The sequence below is a fragment of the Ornithinimicrobium sp. genome (assembly GCF_051004135.1).
GTDB lineage: Bacteria > Actinomycetota > Actinomycetes > Actinomycetales > Dermatophilaceae > Ornithinicoccus.
The window spans coordinates 1-24,358 of record NZ_JBPCKQ010000191.1; the positions used below are offsets into that span (position 1 = coordinate 1).

20 protein-coding genes are annotated in these 24,358 nt (G+C 71.9%); 13 read left to right on the top strand and 7 right to left on the bottom strand.

The window, feature by feature from the left end; all coding sequences use genetic code 11:
* The 5 genes from infB to rodA form a co-directional block, all read left to right on the top strand.
* The coding region (gene infB / locus ACR2FV_RS13385; protein ID WP_434016193.1) for a translation initiation factor IF-2 at positions 1 to 2,639 on the top strand (2,639 nt) is incomplete at its 5' end.
* 133 nt (positions 2,640 to 2,772) lie between these two features.
* On the top strand, positions 2,773 to 3,276 hold the full coding sequence (rbfA, locus tag ACR2FV_RS13390) for a 30S ribosome-binding factor RbfA (protein ID WP_434016194.1): 504 nt from the start codon (positions 2,773 to 2,775) through the stop codon (positions 3,274 to 3,276).
* A complete protein-coding gene (gene truB, locus ACR2FV_RS13395; RefSeq protein ID WP_434016195.1) occupies positions 3,273 to 4,205 on the top strand; it encodes a tRNA pseudouridine(55) synthase TruB in 933 nt (310 codons plus the stop codon). The genes rbfA and truB overlap by 4 nt, the downstream gene beginning before the upstream one ends.
* A gap of 10 nt (positions 4,206 to 4,215) precedes the next feature.
* Positions 4,216 to 5,178 (top strand): bifunctional riboflavin kinase/FAD synthetase, encoded by a 963-nt coding sequence (locus ACR2FV_RS13400; protein WP_434016196.1) that lies wholly within the window; start codon positions 4,216 to 4,218, stop codon positions 5,176 to 5,178.
* Between the two features lie 13 nt (positions 5,179 to 5,191).
* Entirely contained in the window at positions 5,192 to 6,343 is a 1,152-nt protein-coding gene (rodA, locus tag ACR2FV_RS13405) for a rod shape-determining protein RodA (protein WP_434016197.1), read from the top strand.
* 48 nt (positions 6,344 to 6,391) lie between these two features.
* Here the strand turns inward: rodA and ppk2 are convergent, their stop codons facing one another.
* The 3 genes from ppk2 to serC form a co-directional block, all read right to left on the bottom strand.
* The gene (gene ppk2 / locus ACR2FV_RS13410; RefSeq protein WP_434016198.1) at positions 6,392 to 7,249 is read right to left on the bottom strand and encodes a polyphosphate kinase 2; all 858 of its coding nucleotides are present in this window, start codon (positions 7,247 to 7,249) and stop codon (positions 6,392 to 6,394) included.
* A gap of 110 nt (positions 7,250 to 7,359) precedes the next feature.
* On the bottom strand, positions 7,360 to 8,553 hold the full coding sequence (locus ACR2FV_RS13415; protein WP_434016199.1) for a phosphoglycerate dehydrogenase: 1,194 nt from the start codon (positions 8,551 to 8,553) through the stop codon (positions 7,360 to 7,362).
* Positions 8,550 to 9,626, bottom strand: a complete 1,077-nt coding sequence (gene serC / locus ACR2FV_RS13420; RefSeq protein WP_434016200.1) for a 3-phosphoserine/phosphohydroxythreonine transaminase — start codon at positions 9,624 to 9,626, stop codon at positions 8,550 to 8,552. Before serC ends, ACR2FV_RS13415 begins: the two co-directional genes overlap by 4 nt.
* Before the next feature lie 122 nt (positions 9,627 to 9,748).
* On the opposite strand from serC, the gene ACR2FV_RS13425 reads away from it, so the two are divergent.
* The 8 genes from ACR2FV_RS13425 (at position 9,749) to ribA (ending at position 20,631) form a co-directional block, all read left to right on the top strand.
* Entirely contained in the window at positions 9,749 to 11,002 is a 1,254-nt protein-coding gene (locus ACR2FV_RS13425; RefSeq protein WP_434016201.1) for a DUF1015 family protein, read from the top strand.
* A 343-nt stretch (positions 11,003 to 11,345) separates the two neighbouring features.
* Positions 11,346 to 14,108, top strand: coding sequence for an Rne/Rng family ribonuclease (locus ACR2FV_RS13430; RefSeq protein WP_434016202.1), 2,763 nt, complete (start codon positions 11,346 to 11,348; stop codon positions 14,106 to 14,108).
* A 147-nt stretch (positions 14,109 to 14,255) separates the two neighbouring features.
* Positions 14,256 to 14,564, top strand: coding sequence for a 50S ribosomal protein L21 (rplU, locus tag ACR2FV_RS13435; protein WP_434016203.1), 309 nt, complete (start codon positions 14,256 to 14,258; stop codon positions 14,562 to 14,564).
* Positions 14,565 to 14,616: 52 nt separating this feature from the next.
* Positions 14,617 to 14,895, top strand: a complete 279-nt coding sequence (gene rpmA / locus ACR2FV_RS13440; RefSeq protein WP_434016204.1) for a 50S ribosomal protein L27 — start codon at positions 14,617 to 14,619, stop codon at positions 14,893 to 14,895.
* 154 nt (positions 14,896 to 15,049) lie between these two features.
* Positions 15,050 to 16,561 carry a GTPase ObgE gene (gene obgE, locus ACR2FV_RS13445; RefSeq protein ID WP_434016205.1) on the top strand — a complete coding sequence of 504 codons (1,512 nt, stop codon included), beginning with the start codon at positions 15,050 to 15,052 and terminating at the stop codon, positions 16,559 to 16,561.
* 85 nt (positions 16,562 to 16,646) lie between these two features.
* Positions 16,647 to 17,783 (top strand): glutamate 5-kinase, encoded by a 1,137-nt coding sequence (gene proB / locus ACR2FV_RS13450; protein ID WP_434016206.1) that lies wholly within the window; start codon positions 16,647 to 16,649, stop codon positions 17,781 to 17,783.
* A 45-nt stretch (positions 17,784 to 17,828) separates the two neighbouring features.
* The gene (locus ACR2FV_RS13455; protein WP_434016207.1) at positions 17,829 to 19,124 is read left to right on the top strand and encodes a glutamate-5-semialdehyde dehydrogenase; all 1,296 of its coding nucleotides are present in this window, start codon (positions 17,829 to 17,831) and stop codon (positions 19,122 to 19,124) included.
* 76 nt (positions 19,125 to 19,200) lie between these two features.
* On the top strand, positions 19,201 to 20,631 hold the full coding sequence (ribA, locus tag ACR2FV_RS13460) for a GTP cyclohydrolase II RibA (RefSeq protein ID WP_434016208.1): 1,431 nt from the start codon (positions 19,201 to 19,203) through the stop codon (positions 20,629 to 20,631).
* Between the two features lie 229 nt (positions 20,632 to 20,860).
* On the opposite strand, the gene ACR2FV_RS13465 is transcribed toward ribA, so the two are convergent.
* The 4 genes from ACR2FV_RS13465 to ACR2FV_RS13480 are packed head-to-tail and all read right to left on the bottom strand — an operon-like array spanning position 20,861 to position 24,269.
* Positions 20,861 to 21,769 (bottom strand): hypothetical protein, encoded by a 909-nt coding sequence (locus ACR2FV_RS13465; protein WP_434016209.1) that lies wholly within the window; start codon positions 21,767 to 21,769, stop codon positions 20,861 to 20,863.
* Positions 21,766 to 22,857 carry a glycosyltransferase family 4 protein gene (locus ACR2FV_RS13470; RefSeq protein ID WP_434016210.1) on the bottom strand — a complete coding sequence of 364 codons (1,092 nt, stop codon included), beginning with the start codon at positions 22,855 to 22,857 and terminating at the stop codon, positions 21,766 to 21,768. Before ACR2FV_RS13470 ends, ACR2FV_RS13465 begins: the two co-directional genes overlap by 4 nt.
* Positions 22,844 to 23,248, bottom strand: coding sequence for a 6-pyruvoyl trahydropterin synthase family protein (locus ACR2FV_RS13475; RefSeq protein ID WP_434016211.1), 405 nt, complete (start codon positions 23,246 to 23,248; stop codon positions 22,844 to 22,846). Before ACR2FV_RS13475 ends, ACR2FV_RS13470 begins: the two co-directional genes overlap by 14 nt.
* Before the next feature lie 31 nt (positions 23,249 to 23,279).
* A complete protein-coding gene (locus tag ACR2FV_RS13480; protein ID WP_434016212.1) occupies positions 23,280 to 24,269 on the bottom strand; it encodes a zinc-dependent alcohol dehydrogenase in 990 nt (329 codons plus the stop codon).
* Positions 24,270 to 24,358 lie beyond the last annotated feature (89 nt).

The window sequence follows — 24,358 nt, forward strand, 5'->3', positions numbered from 1 at the left end:
CCCCCGGCCCCCGGCCGGCGCAGGCCGAGTCGCCGGCGCCCGACCCGCAGCGGACCTCGCCGAACGACTCGGCCCCGCTAAGCGCTCCGACTCCGTCGCCGGCCGAGGCCGCACCCGCCGCGGACCAGGCCACAGGCGAGTCGGCCCCAGCTGCCGAGGAGCGCGCCAGCGCCTCCCCGGCAGCCGCGGCTGCTCGCCCGGGGCCCAAGCCCGCACCGCGCAGCGAGCGCCCTGCGGACGAGCGCCGGGATCGGCCTGGTGACGAGCACAAGGACCGTGCCGGAGGCAAGCCCGGTCCGCGTCCGGGCAACAACCCCTTCGCGCCCAGCCAGGGCATGCGCGGCGGTCGCGGCGACCGCACCGAGCGTGCGGACCACGGTGAGCGCGGGGACGGACCTACCCGACCGGGCAACAACCCCTTTGCACCCAGCCAGGGCATGCCCCGGCCCGGTGGCACGCGCGGCGGGGCGCCCGGAGCCGGCGGCCCCCGTCCCGGTGCTCCCCGCCCCGGGGGCGCTCGCCCCAACCCCGCGATGATGCCCGACCGGGCCGCCGTGCCCCGTCCGGGCGACCGGCCGGCTCGTCCGGGAGGGCGTGGCCGTCCTGGAGGCGCACCCGGCGGTGGCCCCGGGGGTGCCCCCGGAGGAGCGCCCGGAGGTTTCCGCGGGGGCGGCGGTGGCCGTGGCGGTGGCCCACGAGGCCGCGGAGGCACCCAGGGTGCCTTCGGTCGCGGCGGTGGCAAGGTGCGCGGGCGCAAGTCCAAGCGGGCCAAGCGCGCCGAGTTCGAGCAGATGCAGGCACCCTCGATCGGGGGTGTCAACGTGCCCCGCGGCAACGGCCAGACGATCTCGGTCCGACGTGGAGCCTCGTTGTCCGACTTCGCGGACAAGATCAACGTCGACCCGGCCGCGCTGGTCACGGTGCTCTTCCACCTCGGTGAGATGGCCACGGCGACCCAGTCGCTGGACGAGGTCACTTTCGGCGTGCTGGGCTCCGAGCTCGGCTACGACATCCGCCTGGTGTCCCCGGAAGAGGAGGAGCGCGAGCTGTTCAACTCCTTCAACATCGACCTCGACGCCGAGGCCGAGGCAGAGGGTGACGAGGACCTGCTGCCCCGGCCGCCTGTCGTGACGGTCATGGGTCACGTCGACCACGGCAAGACCCGGCTGCTGGACGCTCTGCGGGAGGCCGACGTGGCCGCCGACGAGGCAGGGGGCATCACGCAGCACATCGGTGCCTACCAGGTGCACGCCCAGCACGAGGGCATGGACCGGGCCGTGACCTTCATCGACACCCCCGGTCACGAGGCGTTCACCGCCATGCGTGCGCGTGGTGCCAAGGTCACCGACATCGCCATCCTGGTGGTGGCCGCGGACGACGGAGTCATGCCGCAGACCGTGGAGGCGCTCAACCACGCGCAGGCTGCCGACGTGCCGATCGTCGTCGCGGTCAACAAGATCGACGTCGACGGAGCCAACCCGCAGAAGGTGCGTCAGCAGCTCACCGAGTACGACCTCATCGCCGAGGAGTACGGCGGCGAGACGATGTTCGTCGACGTCTCGGCTAAGGCCGGTGAGAACATCGAATCGCTGCTGGAGGCGGTGCTGCTCACCGCGGACGCCGCGCTGGACCTGCGGGCCAACCCCGACAAGGACGCCCGTGGGGTGGCGATCGAGGCCAACCTGGACCGAGGCCGTGGTCCCGTGGCGACGGTGCTGGTGCAGCAGGGCACGCTGCGGGTCGGCGACTCCATCGTCGCCGGAGCGGCCCACGGGCGTGTCCGGGCGATGCTCGACGAGCACGGCCACAACGTGCAGGAGGCCACCCCGTCCCGGCCCGTGCAGGTGCTCGGTCTGGCTTCGGTGCCTCGCGCCGGCGACACCTTCCTGGTGTCTCCGGATGACCGGACGGCACGACAGATCGCCGAGAAGCGGGAGGCGGCCGACCGTCAGGCTTCGCTGGCCAAGTCCCGCAAGCGGATCAGCCTGGAGGACCTCAACGAGGCCCTTGCTGCCGGCAAGGTGGAGACGCTCAACCTCATCCTCAAGGGCGACGTGTCCGGCTCGGTCGAAGCGCTGGAGGACGCGCTGCTGCAGATCGACGTCGGCGCCGAGGTCGACCTGCGCATCATCGACCGTGGGGTCGGCGCGATCACGCTCAACAACATCAACCTCGCCATGGCCTCCGAGGCGGTGATCCTGGGCTTCAACGTGCGGGCCGAGGGCCAGAACGCCGAGGTCGCCGAGCGCGAGGGTGTGGAGATCCGCTACTACTCGGTGATCTACCAGGCCATCGAGGACATCGAGAACGCACTCAAGGGCATGCTGAAGCCGGAGTTCGAGGAGGTCGAGACCGGGTCGGCCGAGATCCGCGAGATCTTCCGGTCCTCCAAGTTCGGCAACGTCGCGGGCTCGATCGTGCGCGGTGGCGAGATCCGCCGCGGGGCCAAGGCCCGGATCACCCGAGCCGGCGTCGTGGTCACCGAGAAGCTGGAGATCGCCGGGCTGCGGCGCTTCAAGGACGACGTGACCGAGGTCCGAGAGGGCTTCGAGTGCGGCATCAACCTCGGGTCCTTCAACGACGTCCAGGTGGAGGACGTCATCACCACCTACCAGATGCGCGAGATTCCCCGAGCCTGACCGGCGCACACCGGGCGACGGCATACTGACCTGATCGGTCGTTATGCCGTCGCCCGGTATGCCGTCGCTCCGGATGAAGCGGGATCCCCACCGGCCTACACTGGTCGATCGCCACGACGACGTAGGAGGAGACATGGCGGACGCCGCCCGTGCTCGCAAGATCGCCGAGCGGATCAGGGTGCTCGTCACCCAAGGCCTGGACACCCTGGTCAAGGATCCGCGTCTCGGCTTCGTGACCGTCACCGATGTGCGGGTCACCGGCGACCTGCAGCACTCGACCGTCTTCTACACCGTGCTGGGCGAGGACGCCGACCGCGCCGCAAGCGCGGAGGTGCTGGAGCACTACCGCGGTCGGCTGCGCTCGCACGCCGGCAAGGGGCTGGGCATCCGGTTGACCCCCACCCTGGAGTTCATCCCCGACGCGCTGCCCGAGAGCGCTGCCCATCTCACCGAGAAGCTGCGCCAGGTCCAGGAGCGTGACGCGGAGCTGGCGGCAGCCCGCAGCGCGGGGGCCTATGCCGGCGAGGCGGACCCCTACCGCAAGCCTCGGGAGAGCGACGACCTCGCCGAGGCAGACCAGGACGAGGGTGGTGCCGCGCTCGCCGACGACCGCCCCGGCGCCGCAGGCACGGGGTGAGCCGAGCGCGCCCGGCAGCGCCCGGTGCGCCGATCGGCGACGGCTTGCTCGTGGTCGACAAGCCGTCGGGGTGGACCAGCCACGACGTGGTGGCTCGCGCTCGCGGCATCTGCGGGACCCGGCGGGTAGGGCATGCCGGCACGCTGGACCCGATGGCCACCGGGGTCCTGGTCCTCGGGGTCAACCGGGGCACCAAGCTGCTGACCTTCTTCGTCGGCTGCGACAAGACCTACTCCGCCACCATCCGACTCGGCGAGACCACCGTCACCGACGACGCCGAGGGCGAGGTCACGGCTGCGGTGGACGCCTCAGCGGTCGCCGACCGGAGCGTGGCCGAGGCGGTGCGTGCACTGACCGGCCCGATCCGGCAGGTGCCCAGCGCCGTCAGCGCCATCAAGGTCGACGGTGTGCGCTCCTACGCCCGGGTCCGCTCCGGGAAAGCGGTCGACCTGGCGGCCAGACCGGTCACCGTCCACCGCTTCGACGTGCTGGGCCGGCGCACCGCACCCGGCGCACGGCATACCGACCTCGACGTGCAGGTGGCTGTCAGCTCGGGCACCTACGTGCGTGCCCTGGCCCGCGATCTGGGGGTTGCCCTCGGGGTCGGCGGACACCTGACCGCGCTGCGCCGCACGACCGTCGGCCACCTCACCGCTGAGTGTGCCGTGCCGTTGGACGACCTGGAGCTGGATGCGGGGGCGCACCTGGTGTCCCTGGCGGATGCGGTGACCGCGGTCCTTCCGGTGCGGCAGCTGGACGACGCCGAGACCGATGCGGTGCGGCACGGTCGGCGCATTCCCTCCGCCGAGCCGGGCCGCTCCGGACCCGTGGCGGCGATGAGCCCCGACGGGCACGTGGTCGCGGTGCTGGAGGAGTCCAGCGACCAGGCTCGGAGCCTGGTCGTCCTGCGCCCCGGCGCCCCCGGTTAGAGTGACCGCCGTGCACCGCTGGCGATCCCTGGAGCAGATTCCCGAGCAGCTTGGGCGCAGCGTGGTCACCCTCGGCAACTTCGACGGTGTGCACCGCGGCCACCGGGCGGTGCTGGACCAGGTGGTGCACCTGGCTGCAGCACGGTCGGCCTCCTCGGTGGCGGTGACCTTCGATCCACATCCGGTCGCGGTGCTGCACCCGGATCGGGCGCCGACCGAGCTCACCGGCATGCAACACCGGCTGGACCTGCTGGAGCGCACCGGCCTGGACGCCACCCTGATGCTGGAGTTCACCCACGACTTCGCGGCGCTGACGCCGCAGGAGTTCGTCGAGCAAGTCTTCGTTGACGCGCTGCACGCCTGCGCCGTCGTCGTGGGCGAGGACACCCGCTTCGGGGTGCGCAACTCCGGCGACATCGCGACGATGCGCGCGCTAGGCGAGCGGCACGGCTTCGAGGTGCACACGCAGGCTCCGGTGGGTGAGCAGGTGGACGGAGCGCGAGCCTGGTCCTCGACCCGGCTACGTAGCGCGCTGCGGGTCGGCGACGTCGCCACGGCCGCCGAGGTGCTCGGTCGCCTGCACCGGGTGGAGGGGACCGTCGTGCACGGACACCACCGTGGGCGAGACCTCGGCTACCCCACGGCAAACCTCGGGCCGGACAGCACCGGGATGGTGCCGGACGACGGCGTCTACGCCGGCTGGCTGGAGCGTCCCGAGCTGCCGGCCGACCACTTCGACCGGCGACTGCCCGCGGCGATCTCGGTCGGCACCAACCCGACGTTCGACGACGTGCTGGTGCGCACGGTGGAGGCCTACGTGCTCGACCGCACCGACCTCGACCTCTACGACGAGCGCGTCGCCGTTGACTTCGTGGCCCGGCTGCGGGGCAACCTGCGCTTCGAGTCGGTCCCGGCGCTGCTGGTGCAGATGGAGCGCGACTGCGCGGCCACCCGATCGATGCTGCTGGGTTGAGATGTCCCTCGGGGTGGTTCTGCGACCGGCCGGCGGCAGCCGGGCGGACGTGAGCGCGTGGCGGCAGCGCTACCTGCGCACAGACTGGGGACTGTATGTCGCCGCGCTCGGCCTGTCCCTGATCGGCGCGGTTCTGATCTGGTCGGCGACACACGAGCGGATGGGAGCGGCGCTGACCGTGCGGCACCTGGTGAACACCGGGATCGGAATGCTGTTGGCGCTGGCCGTCGTCCGGGTGGACGTCCGGTGGTTGCGCGCCGCCGCGCCCTGGGCCTATCTGGCCGGGTTGGCCGGTCTGCTGGTCGTGCTCGGGCCGCTGGGTCAGGTGGTCAACGGCTCGCGGTCCTGGCTGTTCCTGCCGGGAGGCTTCTCGCTGCAGCCCGCCGAGCTGGCCAAGATCGCCCTGTGCATCGGCCTGGCCATGATTCTGGTCTCCGGCCGGGACCCCACCCGGCCACCCGGCCCGGCCGAGGTGTTGCCCGCCTGGCTGCTGGGCGGCATACCGGTGGCGCTGGTGCTCGCCCAGCCCGACCTGGGCACCGCCTTGGTGCTGGCCGCGTTGACGGTGGGGGTGGTCGCCGTCTCGGGTGCCTCCCGCTGGTGGACCCTCGCTGCCGTCGTCGCCGCCGTGGCCGGGGTGCTCGCCGCACTGCGGGTGCCGTTGCTGGACCCTTACCAGGTGGCGCGACTGCTGGCGTTCGTGGACCCCGACCTGGACCCCCAAGGCATCGGCTATCAGATCGCGCAGGTTCAGCTGGCCGTGGGCTCCGGCGGCTGGGAGGGCGCCGGTCTCGGGGCCGGACGGCAGACGCAGGGCGGCTTCGTGCCCTTCCAGGAGACCGACTTCATCTTCTCCGTGGCCGCCGAGGAGTTCGGGCTGTGGGGCTCGCTCGGCCTGATCGTGCTGCTGGGCTTTCTGGTCCTGCGGGCGCTCTGGGTCGCGCTGGTCACCGACGACCCGTTCGGCCGGCTCGTGGCCGTCGGGGTCGGTTGCTGGTTCGCGTTCCAGATCTTCCAGAACGTCGGGATGAACCTGCGGCTGATGCCGGTGACCGGGCTGCCGCTGCCCTTCGTCTCCTACGGGGGCTCCTCGATGCTCGCCTGCTGGCTGGCCGTGGGACTGCTGGCCAGTGCGCAGCACGCGCCGCACCGACGGCGAGGGTGAACCCGCGATCGGTGGATGCTCAGGACGGGCAGGGGGCTGCTGCGCAGGTCAGAACCGCTGCGGGATGAAGGTCTGCTCGTGCATCGGCGGGCGGACGTAGGGGACCTCGCGCATCACCGGCAGCTCGACCGGCTCAGGGGCCACGTCCTCGTAGTCGAAGTGGCTCAACAGGTGGCTGATGCAGTTGAGCCGCGCGGCCCGCTTGTCGTCCGACGGCACGACATACCAAGGTGCCTGCTTGATGTCGGTGTACTGGAAGGTGGTGTCCTTGGCCATCGAGTAGCGCACATAGAGCTCGTGCTCGGCCAGGTCCATGTCGGAGAGCTTCCAGCGCTTGAGCGGCTCGGCGTTGCGGGCCTCGAAGCGCTTGCGCTGCTCCTCGTACGACACCGAGAACCAGTACTTGAGCACGATGATCCCCGAGCGCACCAGCATCCGCTCGAACTCCGGGCAGCTGCGCAGGAACTCGGCGTGCTCCTCCTCCGTGCAGTAGCCCATGACCCACTCGACGTTGGAGCGGTTGTACCAGGAGCGGTCGAACATCACCATCTCCCCGGCTGCCGGCAGGTTCTCCACGTATCGCTGGAAGTACCACTGGGTCTGCTGGCGTTCCGTGGGCTTGGGCAGCGCGACGACGCGCACCGTGCGCGGGCTGGTGCGCTCGGTGACCCGCTTGATCACCCCGCCCTTCCCGGCGGAGCCACGGCCCTCGAAGATCACCAGGACCTTCAGACCCTGGCTCTGGATCCAGTACTGCAGCTGGACCAGCTGCTCCTGGAGCCGCTCGATCTCCTCCTCGTAGGCGGCCTTCTTGAGCCGACCCTTCTTGGTGTAGTCCTTCGCGTTGCCGGTGGCCGCGTCCGGGCGGACGTCATCGGCTCCCTCGGGCAGCGTTGCTTCACTCATCGTAGAACCTCCATGGTGTGGAGGAGATCGTGCTGCATCCCACGCCGGAGAGCAATCCCCCGCCCCGTCCCAGCGAGAAGCATGAGGGTGGTGCGCAGTAGCCCGAGCAACTACAGGACGCGCAGGCGGATAACTCCCTGGATGGCGCCGATCTCCTTCACTACCTGCTCCGGCACCTCGCCGTTCACGTCGATCAGTGTGTAGGCGTAGTCGCCGCTCGACTTGTTGAGCAGGTCGGCCAGATTGAGCTGGGCCTCGGCCAGCGCCGCCGAGATCTGCCCCACCATGTTGGGGACGTTGGCGTTGATGATGGCCAGCCGGGTCGCGCCCGGGGTCCGCGGCAGCGCCGCCTTGGGGAAGTTGACGCTGTTGCGGATGGTGCCGTCGACCAGGTAGTCGCGAAGCTGGTCGGCGGCCATCACCGCGCAGTTCTCCTCCGCCTCGGCGGTCGAGGCGCCCAGGTGCGGCAGCGCGACCACCTTGGGGTGGGCGACCAGAGCGGGGGAGGGGAAGTCGCAGATGTAGGCATGCAGCCGACCGTCGTCCAGGGCCGCCACGACGGCGTCGTCGTCCACGATCCCGCCGCGGGCGAAGTTGAGCACCGTGGCACCTGGCCGCATCCGGGCGATCTGCTCCGCGCCCACGAGCCCCCGGGTGGCCGGGACGAGCGGCACGTGGGTGCTGACCATGTCGGAGCGGGAGAACAGGTCCTCCAGGGAGGTGGCCTGCTCGACGGCCGAGCTGAGCTGCCAGGCCCGCTCGACCGACAGCGCCGGGTCGTAGCCCAGGACCTTCATCCCCAGTCCCGCGGCCGCGTTGGCGACCAGCACGCCGATGGCGCCCAGACCGACCACTCCGAGGGTGCGACCGGGCAGCTCGAACCCGGCGAACTGCTTCTTGGCCTTCTCCACGGTCGGGTTGAGGTCGCCGTCGTCGTCGGTGAGCTCGGCGGTGAAGCGGGCGGCCGGCCACAGGTTGCGGGCCGACATCAGCATGCCCGCGATGACCAGCTCCTTGACGGCGTTCGCGTTGGCGCCCGGGGTGTTGAAGACCACGACGCCCCGCTCGGCAAGATCGGCGACCGGCACGTTGTTGGTGCCGGCCCCGGCCCGGGCGACCGCGAGCACGGACTCGGCCACCGGCTCGGCGTGCAGGTCGGCCGAGCGCAACATGATGCCGTCGGGCTCGGACACGTCGGGCCCGACCTCGAAGTCGCGGGGCAACCGGGCCAGCCCGATCGGGCTGATGGCGTTGAAGGTCTGGATGCGGTGCGTCATGGTGTCGGTATGCGGTGGCTCGCTCACGCGTGCTGCCGCTCGAACTCCTTCATGAAGTCGATGAGTGCCTGGACGCCCTCGGTGGGCATGGCGTTGTAGATGCTGGCCCGCATGCCACCCACGGAACGGTGGCCCTCCAGGTTGGTCAGTCCGGCTGTCGCAGCGGCGGACACGAACTCTTTCTCCAGCGAGGGGTCTGCAACGAGGAAGGGCACGTTCATCCACGACCGCGCTTCCTTGGCGACGGGGTTGGCGTAGAACGGCGAGGCGTCGATCGCTGCATACAGCATCTCCGCCTTGGCCCGGTTGCGCTCGCCCATGGCACTCAGCCCGCCGGTGTCCTTGACCCACTCCAGCGTGAGCCCCAGCAGGTACCACCCCACGGTGGGCGGGGTGTTGAGCATCGAGCCGGCCTTGGCCATCTGCGCGTAGTCCCAGATCGAGGGCGTGGTGGGTCGGGCGTGGCCGACCAGGTCGTCGCGGACGATCACCACGCACAGCCCGGCGGGACCGAGGTTCTTCTGAGCTCCGGCATAGATCAGCCCGAACTTCGACACGTCGATGGGGCGGGACATGATCGTGGAGGACATGTCGGCGACGAGCGGCGCCTCGACGTCGGGCACGTAGCCGAACTCCACGCCGCCGATCGTCTCGTTGGGGGTGTAGTGCAGGTAGGCCGCACCCGGGGTCGAGGCGAGCGAGCCCTCGGTGGGCACGGTGCTGTAGCCGGAGTCGGCCTCGTCGGCCACCACCTGCACCTGCGCATGCTTCGTCGCCTCGGCGATCGCCTTGGCCGACCACGAGCCGGTATTGACCAGGTCGACCGTGGCGCCCTCCGCGGCGAGGTTCTGCGGGATCGCGGAGAACTGCCCGGTGGCGCCGCCCTGCAGGAAGAGCACCTGATAGCCCTCAGGGATCCCCATGAGCTCCCGGAGCAGCCCCTCGGCGCCCTCGGCCACGGCCACGAAGTCCTTGCTGCGGTGACTGACCTCCATGACGGACATGCCCAGGCCGCCCCAGTCGGTCAGCTCGGACTGGGCTCGCTCCAGCACGGGCAACGGCATCGTGGCCGGCCCCGCGGCGAAGTTGTGGACGCGCACGATCGATCTCCCTCACGGGGTCGAGAGTGGATGTGCCAATGGCGGTGCAGCCAGCGTAACAACGCTTCCTCAGGACCCCGCATCGGTGCGCCGACCCCTGGTCGCCGGTAGCCTCCTGCGCCATGACTGCCGTGCATCCCATCGCCCACGCCTGGATCAGCACCGGTGGCACCGGCGCGCAGAACTACGACGAGTTCGCCGACGACGCCGAGATCACCACGATCTTGCGCCACGCACCACGCAGTGCGCTCGGGGTCGAGATGCCGCACCGCGCCCCGGACAGCGTCGGCGACAGCTTCGCCGACGCCCTGCCCGACGCGGTCCAGCGGCTCAGGACCGCCCAGCAGGAGGGCTTCTACGCCGCCGAGGCGGACGTGGTCGGGGTCTACCGGATCAGCTCGCCGGACGACGCGGCGACGGCGAGCGAGCCGGCATACGGCGTCTTCGCGATGGTCGACACCGACCAGATCTCCACCAGCGCCGAGGAGCCGGGGCTGGTGATCCGCAACGAGGACGTCTTTGCTGACAAGGTGCGCGAGCGGGTCGCCCTGCTGGAGGCCACCGAGCACCTGCTCTCGGCGGTGCTGCTGCTGCAGACCGACCGGGGTGAGGCCTTGCGGGCTCTGCTGGCGCAGGTGTGCGGAGCCGACGGGGAGGCCGACGTGCGCGACGTCGACCCCGCGGGCCGGGTCCACGAGGTCTGGGCGGTCCGCGACACCGAGGTCGTGGCCGAGATCTGCGCGCTCGCCGGGGGAGGGGAGCTGGTCGTTGCCGACGGCAACCACCGCAGTCTGGCCGCACAGACCGCCGGACTGCCGCGCTTCCTGGCCGTGGTGACCACGCCGGGCTCGGTCGGGCTGCAGCCTTATCACCGGCTGCTCTCCAAGTGGCCGGTCGGGCTGGCGCCGGTGCCCGAGGCACTGCGTGCTGCCGGGGCGCAGGTCGAGGCTCTCGCCGGGCCGGCGCAGACGCCGCAGGAGCCGGGGACCATCCACGTGCACACCACGGACGGGGGGTATGCCGTGCGCCTGCCGGTGCCCGAGGGGGCCAGCGGGGTGGACCGGTTGGACCATGCCCTGGTCGAGCAGGTGCTGCTGCGCCACGTGCTGGGCTGGGACGCCGGCGACAAGCGCGTCCGCTACATCGGCGGCGACTACCCGGCGTCGTGGCTGCGCGAACAGGTCGACGCCGGGGCCGCTGCGGTGGCCGTGCTGATCGCACCGGTGCGCGTCGAGGACTTCGTTGCCGTCAACCTGGACCGAGAGCGGATGCCGCGCAAGTCGACCTGGTTCACCCCCAAGGCACGGGCCGGTCTGGTCCTGGCCGACCTGCGGTCCACGGACGCGCGCGGAGACGCGTCACAGCGGGTGCGTTGAGCCTCGACAAGGCAGAGACGACCCGCGAGCCACGGCGTGGACGACGTCCATGGCCCATCGCTGTGCGATACTTCTCATGGTCTCGCGGCCACCCACATCCGTCGCGAGCCCCGGAACACTCCACCTGCAGTGCGGTCCTCGATCGGCACGCGGGTGCGCCCCGGTGCCAGGAGTGTCCGGCAGGGTGAGGTGCCGCGCAAAGTGCGCGAGCCGCATACCTGCAGCAGATTGACTTCCGTCTCGGCCCAGTCGGACCGGACGACGCAGACCGCGCCGCGCGCGGGGGCGGGCCAGGACGGCCCCGTGTGGGCCCCGGTGCCGGCCACGGAAGGACGCACGGTCCATGACCGACAACTCCACCACAGACGACTCCACCACCGACGAGGTCACGACCGACGAGGTCACGACAGCGCTGGACGGCATCGAGATGAGCCAGGGCGACGGCACCGACGCCGCCGAGGCCGCATCCACCTCGCCGGTCAGTGCCGAGGCAGACGACCCCCAGGTCGCCCCCGACGCGCCGGGGGACAGGGCTGGTGACCCTCCCGTGACTGCGTCCCCCTTCTCCCAGCCGGCCGTGTCCGAGGGGTCGGACTGGTCGGACGAGCCCACCGTCGACCCACCGGCTGACTCGGCACCACCGGCGCTGACGGGGGGTTCACCCTTTGGTCTGGTCTTCCAGGCACCCGACCTCACCGAGGTGGCCGCGCGCCCGAAACGGCGCCGGGCCACTGCGGGCGAAGGTGCAGCCGCGTCGGGCAAGCAGCGACCGGAGCGCGACGAGCAGCCCGCCGCCGACGCGGGGCCGTCCGCGGGCGGGCCTTCGGACCGCGACACCCCCGACGGGGACACCGAGGACGAGCGCGGCAGGAAGGGCGTGGCCGATGCGGCCGACGACGACACGTCTGCCGGCGACGAAGAGCCGTCCGGCGACGCCGACTCCTCGGGCGACGGGGGCGGCTCGCGGGGCCGGCGTCGGCGACGGGGCGGCAAGGGCCGACGTGCCCGGGGCGGCCCGGACAGCGGCGGGGACGGCGACGAGGACCAGCAGGACTCCGGCAAGGGGAAGCCAGGCTCCTCGGCGGAGACCGAGGTCGCACAGACCGGCCACCAAGGCACCGACGGCGCGGACAGCGACGAGGGGGAGGACTCCGGCAGCAAGCGGCGGCGGCGTCGGCGTCGCGGCGAGGGGACCGAGCGTGGGGCCCCCGAGGAGGCCTCGGGAGTCCAGGGATCCACCCGCCTGGAGGCCAAGCGGCAGCGCCGGCGGGAGGGGCGCGAGGCCGGACGGCGTCGCACGATCATCTCCGAGGCCGAGTTCCTGGCCCGGCGCGAGAGCGTCGAGCGCGTCATGGTGGTCCGGGGGTTGGAGGACCGTACCCAGATCGGTGTGCTGGAGGACGGCGTGTTGGTCGAGCACTACGTGTCCCGACGGACCCAGACCACGATGGCCGGCAACGTCTATCTCGGGCGGGTGCAGAACGTTTTGCCCAGCATGGAGGCAGCGTTCGTCGACGTCGGCAAGGGCCGCAATGCCGTGCTCTACGCCGGTGAGGTCAACTGGGACGTTGCGGGGATGCAGGGCGACAAGGCCAAGCGGATCGAGAATGCGCTGAGCTCGGGCGAGTCGGTGCTGGCCCAGGTGAGCAAGGACCCGATCGGGCACAAGGGCGCTCGGCTGACCTCACAGGTCTCGCTTCCGGGGCGCTACCTCGTCTACGTGCCGGACAGCTCGATGACCGGGATCTCCCGCAAGCTGCCGGACACGGAGCGGTCCCGCCTGAAGAAGATCCTGAAGGAGGTCGTGCCGGCCGATGCCGGGGTCATCGTGCGCACCGCGGCGGAGGGTGCCAGCGAGGCCGAGCTCAAGGCCGACGTCGAGCGCCTGAGTGCCCTGTGGGAGCGGATCCAGACCAAGGCCAAGAGCGCGAGCGCACCGGCCCTGCTGCACGGCGAGCCGGACATGACGGTCCGCGTGATCCGCGACGTGTTCAACGAGGACTTCACCGAGCTCATCGTCTCCGGCGACGCCGCGTGGAAGGAGGTCAGCGCCTACATCGACAGTGTTGCCCCGGACCTCGCGGACCGGGTTGAGAAGTGGACCGGCGAGCTGGACGTCTTCGCCCACCATCGCGTGAGCGAAGGGCTGGCCAAGGCGATGGACCGCAAGGTGTGGCTGCCCTCCGGGGGCTCGCTGGTCATCGACCGCACCGAGGCGATGACCGTGGTCGACGTCAACACCGGCAAGTTCGTCGGCTCGGGCGGCAACCTGGAGCAGACGGTCACCAAGAACAACATCGAGGCCGCCGAGGAGATTGTCCGGCAGCTGCGACTGCGCGACATCGGCGGGATCATTGTGATCGACTTCATCGACATGGTGCTGGAGAGCAACCGTGAGCTCGTGGTGCGCAGGCTGCTGGAGTGCCTCGGCCGGGACCGCACCAAGCACCAGGTGGCCGAGGTGACGTCGCTGGGACTGGTGCAGATGACCCGGAAGCGGGTGGGTGCGGGTCTTGTCGAGGTGTTCTCCGAGTCGTGCGAGCACTGCAGCGGACGCGGCATCATGGTGCACCCCGAGCCGATCGACAAGCCGGTGGCCGACAACGGTGGGCAGTCCGAGCGGGCGCGCGGTCGCAAGAGTCGAAACAGCTCCTCCCCGGGCGGCAGCTCCCAAGGTGAGCGACACGTGCTGCCGACACCCAACCCCACGGGTCCGACCCCGGCGCAGATCGCGGCGGCCGCCCACGCGGCGGCGCTGCAGTCGGGCTCGACCGGGGAGGTGGCCGCGGCAACCGCGAAGGCAGTGGTCGAGGAGGTCCAGTCAAAGGGCGCCGCGGCCGAGCCGGGCCAGGAGGCGCCCGCGAGTCGGGCCGCAGCCACGGTGGACGAGGATGCGGCGGGCCAGGAGATCTCCGACGGCGATCGGTCGGCGGCCGGGACCCCGGCACCGCAGGACGACGCAGCGCAGGAGGAGCGGGTGCCCGCCGCCCGGCCCCGACGTAAGCGCGGTCGCGTGGTCGCGGCAGCCGGCCCGCCGGGGAGCGCACCGGTCGAGGCACCCACGACCGGCGCAGCGAGTTTGGCGGCGACCGGCTCCGAACGGTAGTCTGGTGTGTCGGTGCGCCACCGACGACGGGGAACTTCAGAACCCGCGGCGTGGCGGCACACCCACCAGGACCAGGGCTAGGCGAGGCCAGCGTGCCGTGCGGTCGTCCATCCGGTCCTCCGACAGACAGCAGGAAGTGAGCACAGCGTGTATGCGATCGTTCGGGCCGGTGGCCGCCAGGAGAAGGTCTCCGTCGGCGACGTCCTCGTCATCGACAGGGTCGGCGCCGGCGCCGGCGAGTCCGTCGACCTGACCCCCCTGCTGCTGGTCGACGGTTCGACCGTGACCTCCGCGCGCGACGACCTGGCCAAGGTCAGCGTCACCGCCGAGGTCATCGAGGACACCAAGGGCCCCAAGATCGTCATCCAGAAGTTCAAGAACAAGACCGGCTACAAGAAGCGCCAGGGGCACCGCCAGCCGCTGACGCAGGTCAAGATCACCGCGATCGACTCCTGAGCCTCGTCCGTCACCGCAGTCCCCACACCTGAGCAGAAGGTAGGCATCAGTCATGGCACACAAGAAGGGTGCATCCTCGAGCCGCAACGGTCGCGACTCCAACGCCCAGCGCCTCGGCGTCAAGCGGTTCGGCGGGCAGGCCGTCGGTGCCGGAGAGATCCTGGTGCGTCAGCGCGGCACGCACTTCCACCCCGGTGAGGGGGTCGGCCGCGGGAGCGACGACACTCTTTTCGCCCTGGTCGAGGGCACCGTCGAGTTCGGTGCGCGCCGAGGCCGCAAGACCGTCAACATCGTGACCGAGGCGTCCGCGACCGCCGACGCCACCGGCTGAGCCGGCACACGACATACCCCGGACGCCGGTGCCAGCCCCCGAAGGCTGCACCGGCGTCCGACCATTTCTGCACCTCCAGCCCGAAAGTCGTCCTCCAGCGTCATACATGGCGCTGTAGGTGGGGCTTAGTGGCTGGGGGCGGTGAGAGGAAACAATGAGCACCTTCGTCGACCGCGTCGTGCTGCACCTGCGGGCCGGCGACGGCGGGCACGGGGTCGCCTCGGTGCACCGGGAGAAGTTCAAGCCGCTGGGCGGCCCGGACGGCGGCACCGGGGGCCGTGGCGGTGACGTCGTGCTCCGGGTCGACCCGCAGGTGACCACACTGCTGGACTACCACCGCGGCCCGCATCGCAGCGCCCCCTCCGGCCGCCAGGGCGAGGGCAGCGAGAAGCACGGCGCGCAGGGCGAGGACCTGGTGCTCACGGTGCCCGACGGGACTGTCGTGAGCAGCCGGTCGGGTGAGGTGCTCGCCGACCTGGTCGGCCCCGGAGCGGAGTATGTCGCGGCGCGAGGTGGCCGAGGTGGGCTCGGCAACAAGGCCCTGGCCTCCCCACGCCGCAAGGCGCCGGGCTTCGCGCTGCTGGGGGAGCCCGGAGACGAGGCCGACGTCGTCCTGGAGCTGAAGACACTGGCCGACGTCGCGCTGATCGGCTTCCCCTCGGCGGGCAAGTCCTCGCTGGTCTCCGTGCTCAGCGCCGCCCGCCCCAAGATCGCCGACTACCCGTTCACGACCCTGGTGCCCAACCTGGGCGTGGTCACCGCAGGCGGCGAGCGGTTCACCGTCGCCGACGTCCCCGGGCTGATCCCCGGGGCGTCCGAGGGCAAGGGGCTGGGGTTGCACTTCCTGCGGCACGTCGAGCGCTGCCATGTCCTGGTGCACGTCGTCGACTGCGCCACCCTCGAGCCCGGACGTGACCCGCTGACCGACCTCGACGTCATCGAGGCAGAGCTCGCCGCCTACGTGCCCGACGCGTCGCTCGGCGGGATCCCGCTGGCCGACCGAGTCCGCATCGTCGTGCTCAACAAGGCCGACGTGCCGGAGGCGCGGGAGCTGGCCGAGATGGTGACCCCCGACCTGCAGGAACGCGGGCTGGAGGTGCACACCGTCTCGGCCGTGGCCCACCTGGGCCTGAAGGAGCTGGGCTTCGCCCTGGCCGCCCACGTCGCCACCGCCCGCGCCGAGGCACCGGAGGCGGTCGCCACCCGCGTGGTGCTGCGACCCACCGCGGTCGACGACACCGGCTTCACCGTGCGCCGCGAGCGCAGCGGTGACGGCGAGCTGTTCCGGGTGATCGGGGAGCGTCCCACCCGCTGGGTCCGGCAGACCGACTTCGGCAACGACGAGGCCGTCGGCTACCTCGCCGACCGGCTCGCCCGGCTCGGTGTGGAGGATGAGCTGGTCAAGGCCGGGGCGGTGGTCGGCTCGACCGTGCTGATCGGTCCGCAGGACAACGCGGTCGTCTTCGACTGGGAGCCGACGATCTCCGCCGGTGCGGAGCTGCTCGGCTCGCGCGGCACCGACCGACGGCTCGACGAAGGGGACCGGCCGAGCCGCGGCGAGAAGCGGGAGCGCTTCCACGACAAGATGGACGCCGCCGAAGCGGCCCGGGAGCAGCTGCGTGTCGAGCGCGCTGCAGCGGGTCAGGATCCGGACGACAGAGGCTGAACTGCCGCCGACGCACTCGTCTGCACGGTCCATCTAGGGAGCGCGTGCGCGAGGCGTGCATGAGTATGCCGCAGAGTGGATTAGTATGCTGGACGTGTCCGATCATCGTAGGGCCGTGCGCGAGGCCCGCCGGGTCGTCGTCAAGGTGGGCTCCTCCTCGATCACCGCACCACAGGGCGGCATCGACGGCTACCGGCTGCAGGCCCTGTCCACCGCCATCGCGAAGAAGTGGCAGCAGGGCACCCAGGTGGTGCTGGTCTCCTCGGGTGCCATCGCCGCCGGGATGACGCCGCTGGGGCTTTCGCGGCGACCCAAGGACCTGGCCACCCAGCAGGCCGCCGCCAGCGCCGGCCAGGGGAGTCTGATGGCCTCCTACACCCAGGCCATGTCGATCCACGGCCTGACGGTGGGCCAGGTGCTGCTGACCGCCGACGACATGCACCGGCGCAGCCACTACGTCAACGCCTCGCGCACCCTGGAGCGGCTCCTGGAGCTGGAGGTCGTGCCCGTGGTCAACGAGAACGACACGGTGGCTACCGAGGAGATCCGGTTCGGCGACAACGACCGGCTCGCTGCCCTGGTCGCCCATCTGGTCGACGCCGACGCACTCGTGCTGCTCTCGGACGTGGACGCGCTCTACGACGGTCATCCCAGGGCGCCGGGGACGTCGCGAATCCCCCTGGTCACCTCGGCCGCACAGCTCGCCGAGGTGGACATCTCCGTCACCGGATCCGCCGTGGGCACCGGGGGGATGATCAGCAAGGTCGCCGCAGCCACCATGTCCACCGAGGAGGGCATCACCGTGCTGCTGACCTCGGCCGAGCAGGCGCACGAGGCCCTGGCGGGGGAGGATGTCGGCACCTGCTTCGTGCCCACCGGCCCCAAGAAGTCGGCCCGCCGCCGGTGGCTGGCGCACGCGAGCAACGTGCGGGGCCGCCTCACGCTGGACGCCGGCGCTGTCGAGGCGGTCGTGCAGCGACAGACGTCGTTGCTGCCGGTCGGGCTGACCGGCGTCGAGGGCCGCTTCGCTGCAGGGGACACCGTGGACCTGTGCGCCCCCGATGGCCAGGTCGTGGCCCGCGGCCTGGTCGGCTACACCTCCGCCGAGCTGGCCCCGCTGGTGGGCAGGCACCTCGACGTCGGCCGTCAAGCACATGGCCGACCCCGAGCGGGCAGCGCACCGCGCACCGTCGTGCGCCGCGACGACCTCGTGGTGCTGTGATCCGCGTGGACCCGTCCCCCGCACATCCGATCTCCGAGGAGTGACATGAGCCCGCTGAGCACCGACCAGATCTCGCCTGACGTCGTCGAGGCGGTCCGCACCGTCGCGCGGAACGCCCGGGTCGCCTCGCGTCGTCTGGCCCTGCTGACCCGCGCCGAGAAGGACGCCGCGCTGCTGGCCATGGCCGACGCCCTGCACGCCGCCACCGAGCAGATCGTGGCCGCCAACGCCGAGGATGTGCAGCGCGGCCGGGACTCCGGAGTGCCGGACAACCTGCTGGACCGGCTGGGCCTGGACGCGGCGCGGGTGGGCGCGGTGGCCGAGGCGCTGCGCCAGGTCGCGGGCCTTCCGGACCCGGTCGGGGAGGTCGTGCGCGGCTCGACGCTGGCCAACGGTCTGCAGATCCGTCAGATCCGGGTGCCGATGGGCGTGGTGGGGATGATCTACGAGGCTCGGCCCAACGTCACCGTCGACGCCGCCGGGCTGGGCCTGAAGTCCGGCAACGCAGTCATCCTGCGTGGTGGCTCGGCGGCCGGGGTGACCAACGCAGCGCTGGTGCGCGTGCTGCGCGAGGCGCTGCAGGCCCAGGGGTTGCCGGCCGACGCCGTCAATCTGCTGTCCGAGGGCGGACGGGACGCAGGGCGCGCGCTGATGACGGCTCGGGGCCTGGTGGACCTGGTCATCCCCCGCGGGGGCGCCGACCTCATCCGCACGGTCGTGCAGGAGTCCACCGTGCCGGTGATCGAGACCGGCATCGGCAACTGCCACGTGTATGTCGATGCGGCGGCCGACCCCGACATGGCCGTCGACATCGTGCTCAACTCCAAGACCCACCGCACCTCGGTCTGCAATGCGGCCGAGGCGCTGCTCGTGCACGCCGACATCGCCGACCAGGTGCTCCCGGTCCTCATGCGGCGCTTCACGCAGGCGGGTGTCGTGGTGCACGGCGACGAGGCGATGGGACGGCACGCGCACGCGGCCGACACGGCATACCAGCCGGTCACCGAGCAGGACGACGACACCGAGTTCCTCAGCCTCGACCTCAGCGCGCGGGTGGTGCCCGACCTCGACGCAGCCTTGGCGCACGTGCAGGTGCACACCTCGGGTCACACCGAGGCGATCGTGACCGGCGACCGAGCGGCGGCCCGGCGCTGGGTGACCGAGGTGGACGCAGCCGCGGTGCTGGTCAACGCCTCGACCCGGTTCACCGACGGCGGCGAGTTCGGCTTCGGGGCGGAGATCGGCATCTCGACCCAGAAGCTGCACGCCCGGGGGCCGATGGCGCTGCCCGAGCTGACGACCACCAAGTGGGTGGTCGAGGGCGACGGCCAGGTGCGCTGAACTGACCGTTGAGTCCGCGCGGACCGGACCCGTAGAGTGGTCCGATGCGCAGCAGTCCAGTTCGAGCCGAGGCCCGGTGAGCACGTTGCCGCAGGTGGAGCGGGTGGTCGAGACCCGGCTGCCCACCCGGCACGGAGTGTTCCGGATGCTCGGCTACCGCGAGAGCTCCGGACAGGAGCACGTGGCCCTGGTCATGACCCGCGACGACTGCGCGGCCCCCGATCGCACGGCCGCCGAGGGCGCAGTGCCGTGGGTGCGGCTGCACTCGGAGTGCCTGACCGGCGACGCCCTGGGCTCCCTTCGCTGCGACTGCGGTGAGCAGCTCGACGCGGCCCTGGCCATGATCGCTGCGCACGGGCACGGCGCGCTGATCTATCTGCGCGGCCACGAGGGCCGGGGGATCGGTCTGGTCGAGAAGCTTCGGGCCTATGCCCTGCAGGACCTCGGGGCCGACACGGTCGATGCCAACACCCGGCTGGGTCACCCGGCCGATGCCCGGGACTACGGCGCTGCCACGGCCATGCTGGGCGATCTCGGTCTGCACGAGGTCGTGCTGCTCTCGTCCAACCCGGCCAAGCAGGCCGCGCTCGAGGCCGGCGACGTGGTCGTGCGCGAGCGGCGCAGCCTGATCGTCCCCGAGCGCGTGGAGAACGCCACCTACCTGGCCACCAAACGGGCCAGGATGGCGCACGACGACCCGTCCAGCGATCCCATCTGGCGGCGGCTGCTCAAGGGCGTCGTGCCGGACACCGCAGGACACCCGCTCGAGCGCACCCTGCTGGAGAGGTACGGGCCGCTGGTCGCGGCCGGGCCGGACCTGGTGATCGCACAGCTCGCGCAGAGCATCGACGGGTTCATCGCCTCGCGCAGCGGCCATGCCGAGTACGTCTCAGGACCGATCGACCGCGAGCACCTGCACCGGCTCCGCGCGCTGGTCGACGCCGTCGTCGTGGGCGGAGCCACCGTGGCGGCCGACGACTGCCTGCTCACGGTCCGCGCCGTGGAGGGCAACGACCCGGTGCGGGTCGTGCTCGATCCGCGCGCACAGGTCCCGGCAAGCGCCCGGGTCCTGCAGGACCCGGCGGCGCCCACCCTGTGGCTCTGGGGTGAGGGCGCCGTGCCCTCCGCTGGTGACCAGGCGCAGGTCGGGTCGCACGTCGAGGTGGTGCGGCTCCCGCTGCGGAACGACGGCGGCTTCGCCCCGGGCCGTGTCGTGGCGCTGCTGCGCGAGCGTGGCCTGCGCCGGCTGCTCGTGGAGGGGGGCGGGCGCACCGTGTCGGCCTTTCTGCACGCCGGGGCGCTGGATCGGCTCTATCTCACGACCGCACCGATGCTGATCGGCGACGGCATTCCCGGGATCCGGTTCGACGGCACCGATCGGCTGTCCGGAGCGTTGCGCCCGGGAGTCCGCAGGTTCGTGCTCGGTGACGACATCTGCACCGAGTTCGTGCTCACCGACCTCGGCCACGGCACCGCGACCCCCGTGCGGCGCGCCGATCCCGCCTGAACCGCCCAAGGCTCAAGTGATCCCGCCCCCATGGGTACCATCCCGCGCCGACGGGTGACTGGTGCACGATCCGGCACACTGGTGCACTGCGCGCGCAGCGCACCAGTGTGCCGAATCGTGCACCAGTGGAGGTGGGGCCGGCCGGCCGCGTTCAGACGTCGCGGTGGAGGGAGATCGCGGGGGAGGGACCGCGGGCAGCACGTCCGGCGGCGCGGCCGAGGCGGCGAAGTCAGGAGCTCGGCAGCGCCAGGCCATCGACGTGGCCGACCTCGGCCCGCAGCTCGCCGCGGTCGATCTGCGCGCTGCGCACCTCCCACCAGGCCGCCACCACCGCCACCCTCGGGTCGCGGGAGTCCAGCAGCTCCAGGACTGCCTCCACCCGGTCGGACAGCCACCGGCGCAGCAGCGGGGTGTGCGCTTCGTCCAACAGCCACGCGGTGGTGCGCTGTCGCACCTCCCAGCCCCGACCAGCGAACGCCTCCGCCGCAGTCTGCCACCCGGCCGGCCCCGCGAGCCCGGCATCGAGCCCAAAGTCGAGCCCGGAGTCGAAGGCGGCGACATCTGCGGCATCTGCGGACCGCTGCTGGTGGGCGTTGAAGATGCTCAGGATCAGGTCGTCGTCGGGATGCCCCGGGCTCAGCCCCACCTCGCCCGTGACGGTCAACGACAGCAGCGCGCCGTCGGCAGCGGCGGTGGTGGTGGCCTGCACCAACCCCTCGATCTGCGGCACCGTGAGCAGATCGAGCAGCGCGGAGCAGGTGACCACGGTGGGTCGCGAGGCCTGGCCCAGCACCTGCGCGAGGTCGTCGACCGCGGCTACCACGGCCTGGCCGCTGCTCACCTCCGGTCGCTCGCCCACGTCGTGGGCCGCCAGCAGGTCGGGGTCGTGGTCCAGCAACAGCCAGTGCTGCGCCGGTGCCGCCGCACCGCGCTGTGCGTAGGTCCGGTGGATCGCCGGGGCCAGCCATGCCGGGTTGGCGCCGGTGCCCGACCCCAGGTCCACGAGCGCGAGAGCGGGGGCCGGGCCGAGGTGCTCGACGAGCACCTGCACCAGCTCCATCGCCGCCTCCCGAGCCCGGCCGTCGGCCGCCCTGCGCATCCTGAGCCAGTCACTCTCGATCGGCCGGATCGGGCTCATCCTGCCTGCCGGGACGCGCGTGGTGACAGCTCGTGCGTGCTCTCGGACCGTTGGATCTCGTGGCGCAGGTGCGCCGCGGTGTCGGACCACGCCGGCAGCTCATCGGCGCGCCCGGCTGCCCGGGTGCGCCATCGGTCCCGCAGGTCGGCGTCGGTCAGCCAACGGTGCACCGCCTCGGCCCACTGCTGCGGGGAGCCCGGATCCAGCACCGCACCGGCCGGCTCGGTATGCCGGTCGGCACCGGTCAGGGTCTGCTGGGCCGCGGTGTCGGCCGGGACCAGCGCCGGCAGGCCCCACGCGAGCGCCTCACTGACGACCATGCCGTAGGTCTCCGCCCACGACGGCAGGAGCAGCAGGTCGGCCCGGTCCCAGACGGCCCGCATCGCTGAGCCGGTGAGCGGACCGCGCAGGTGCACCCGCTCGGACAGGCCCGCCGAGGCCAGCTCCCGGCGCAGCTGCGCCGTCGTGTCGTGCTCGCTGATCGCGCCCACCCAGTGCGCCGTCCAGGTCAGGTCGGCGACCTCCGCCAGCGCGTCCACCAGCAGCCGGTGGTTCTTGCGAGGCGTGAACGAGGCGACCGTGAGTAGGCACGGTGGCGTGCTGCCCGTCGCGCGGGGTGCCGGGTCGGTGCCCGGCTCGGCCACGACCACCCCGGTGCGGCCGTAACGTCGCAACAGGTCCGCGGCGGCCCAGTCGCTGGTCGTCACCACCCCGGTGGCGGCCCCGAGTGCCGCGCGCTCGCAGGCCCCGAGCCGGTCCCGCTCGGCCGCATCCAGACCGCCCTCCGCGGGCAGCGGTAGGTGCACCAGCACCCATACGCTGCGCCCGTCGTCGACGGCCTCCCGCACGACTGCCGGTGCCGCGCAGGCCAGCATCCCGTCGACCAGAACGGGGACCCTACGGGGCCCGGAGCACAGCGCCTGGCGCAGTCGCGCGAGATCCGCCGCGGCGGGCCGCGGCCACGGGCCGGTGAGCTCGACCGGGTCGACCGTCCACTCGTGGGCCAGCCGGGTGTTGTAGACCGTGCCCCCGCTGGGACCGGGCAGTCCGGTCAGGACGACCAGTCGCGGCGGGTCAGGCGCCGGCATCGGAGCACCCGAGGGTGTAGCCGGCCCAGGCGTCGGGGCGCTCGCGCAGCACCACGTGCACCTGCCGTATGCCGTGGTCCGGCTGCGCGTGCTGCAGCCGGGTCGCGACGGCCTCGGCGACGTAGCGGGCCATCGCCTCCGTTGTGGTCACCATCCCGAGGAGGTCAGGGTGCTCATCCAGATTGCGGTAGCGCAGCGACCCCAGCACCTCCTCCAGGTAGGACGTGGCCGCGCCGATGTCGAGGACCACCCCGTGCTCGTCCAGGTCGGGCCGGCTGAAGGTGACCTCGGTGACGTAGGTCGCGCCGTGCAGGCTCTGGGCGGGACCGAAGAAGGGGTCGGGCAGGCTGTGCGCGATCATCATGTGGCCGCGGACGGTCAGGCTGAACACGGGACTCCTCGGCGGTCGGCGGCGGTGGGACTCAGGGGTAGTCCACCACGTGGCACAGCCCAGTGATCTCGCCCCGGGCCATTGCGACGATGGTCTGGGGCAGGTCCTCGAAGGCGCACCGCCCGGTGAGCAGCGTGTCGTAGACGGGGTCGGCCAGCTCTTCGAGCGCCAGTCGCAGCCGGTCGGCGGTGCTGCGCCGCGCACGGCGCGCCGGGGCGACCGAGCCCACCTGGCTGCCCCGGATGCTGAGCCGCCGGGAGTGGAACGCCCCGCCGAGCGGCACCCGCACGTCCTGCGCGCCGTACCAGGACACCTCCACCAGCGTGCCCTCCACGCCGAGCGCGGCCAGGCCGGCGCGCAGTCCGTCCTCGGTCGCCGAGCAGTGCACGACGAGGTCGAGGTCGTCCCCGAGCTCATCGGGGCCGACCAGCGACACCCCCAGGGCAGCAGCGAGATCGGCCCGCTCGGGGTCGTGGTCGACCAGGGTCAGCTGCTGCAGCGGGAAGTCGCGCAGCAGGGCCGCCACGCAGGCGCCTACCATCCCCGCCCCGACGACGGCCACCCGGTCACCCCATCGCGGGCCGGCGTCCCACACCGCGTTGAGCGCCGTCTCGACCGTGCCCGCCAGCACGGCGCGAGGGGAGGGCACCGCGTCCGGTACGGGCGCGAGCGCGGTCACCGGCACGACATACCGGTCCTGGTGGGGGACCAGGGCGAAGACCCGCCGACCGACCCACTCCGCCGGTCCCTGCTCCACGACGCCGACCGAGAGGTAGCCGTAGACGACCGGCCCCGGCAGGTCACCGATCTGGAAGGGTGCCCGCATCGCCTCGGCGATCTCGGGCGGCACCGCACCCCGGTGCACCAGGGTCTCGCTGCCGCGGCTGATGCCGGTATGCAGCGTGCGCACCAGCGCCTCACCCGGTCCCGGTGGCCGCAGCGACACCTCGGCGATCGACCCGACGCCGGGGCGCAGGGTCCAGTAGGCCCGTGCGTCGAGCGTCGCAGCGCAAGCTTCCACCGCCACCCCATTCCTCGACCTGCCCGGAATCGTCGCCGTCATCATCGCCGGGCTCGCAGGCCGGCGATTCGATGCGGTTCCATCCTAGA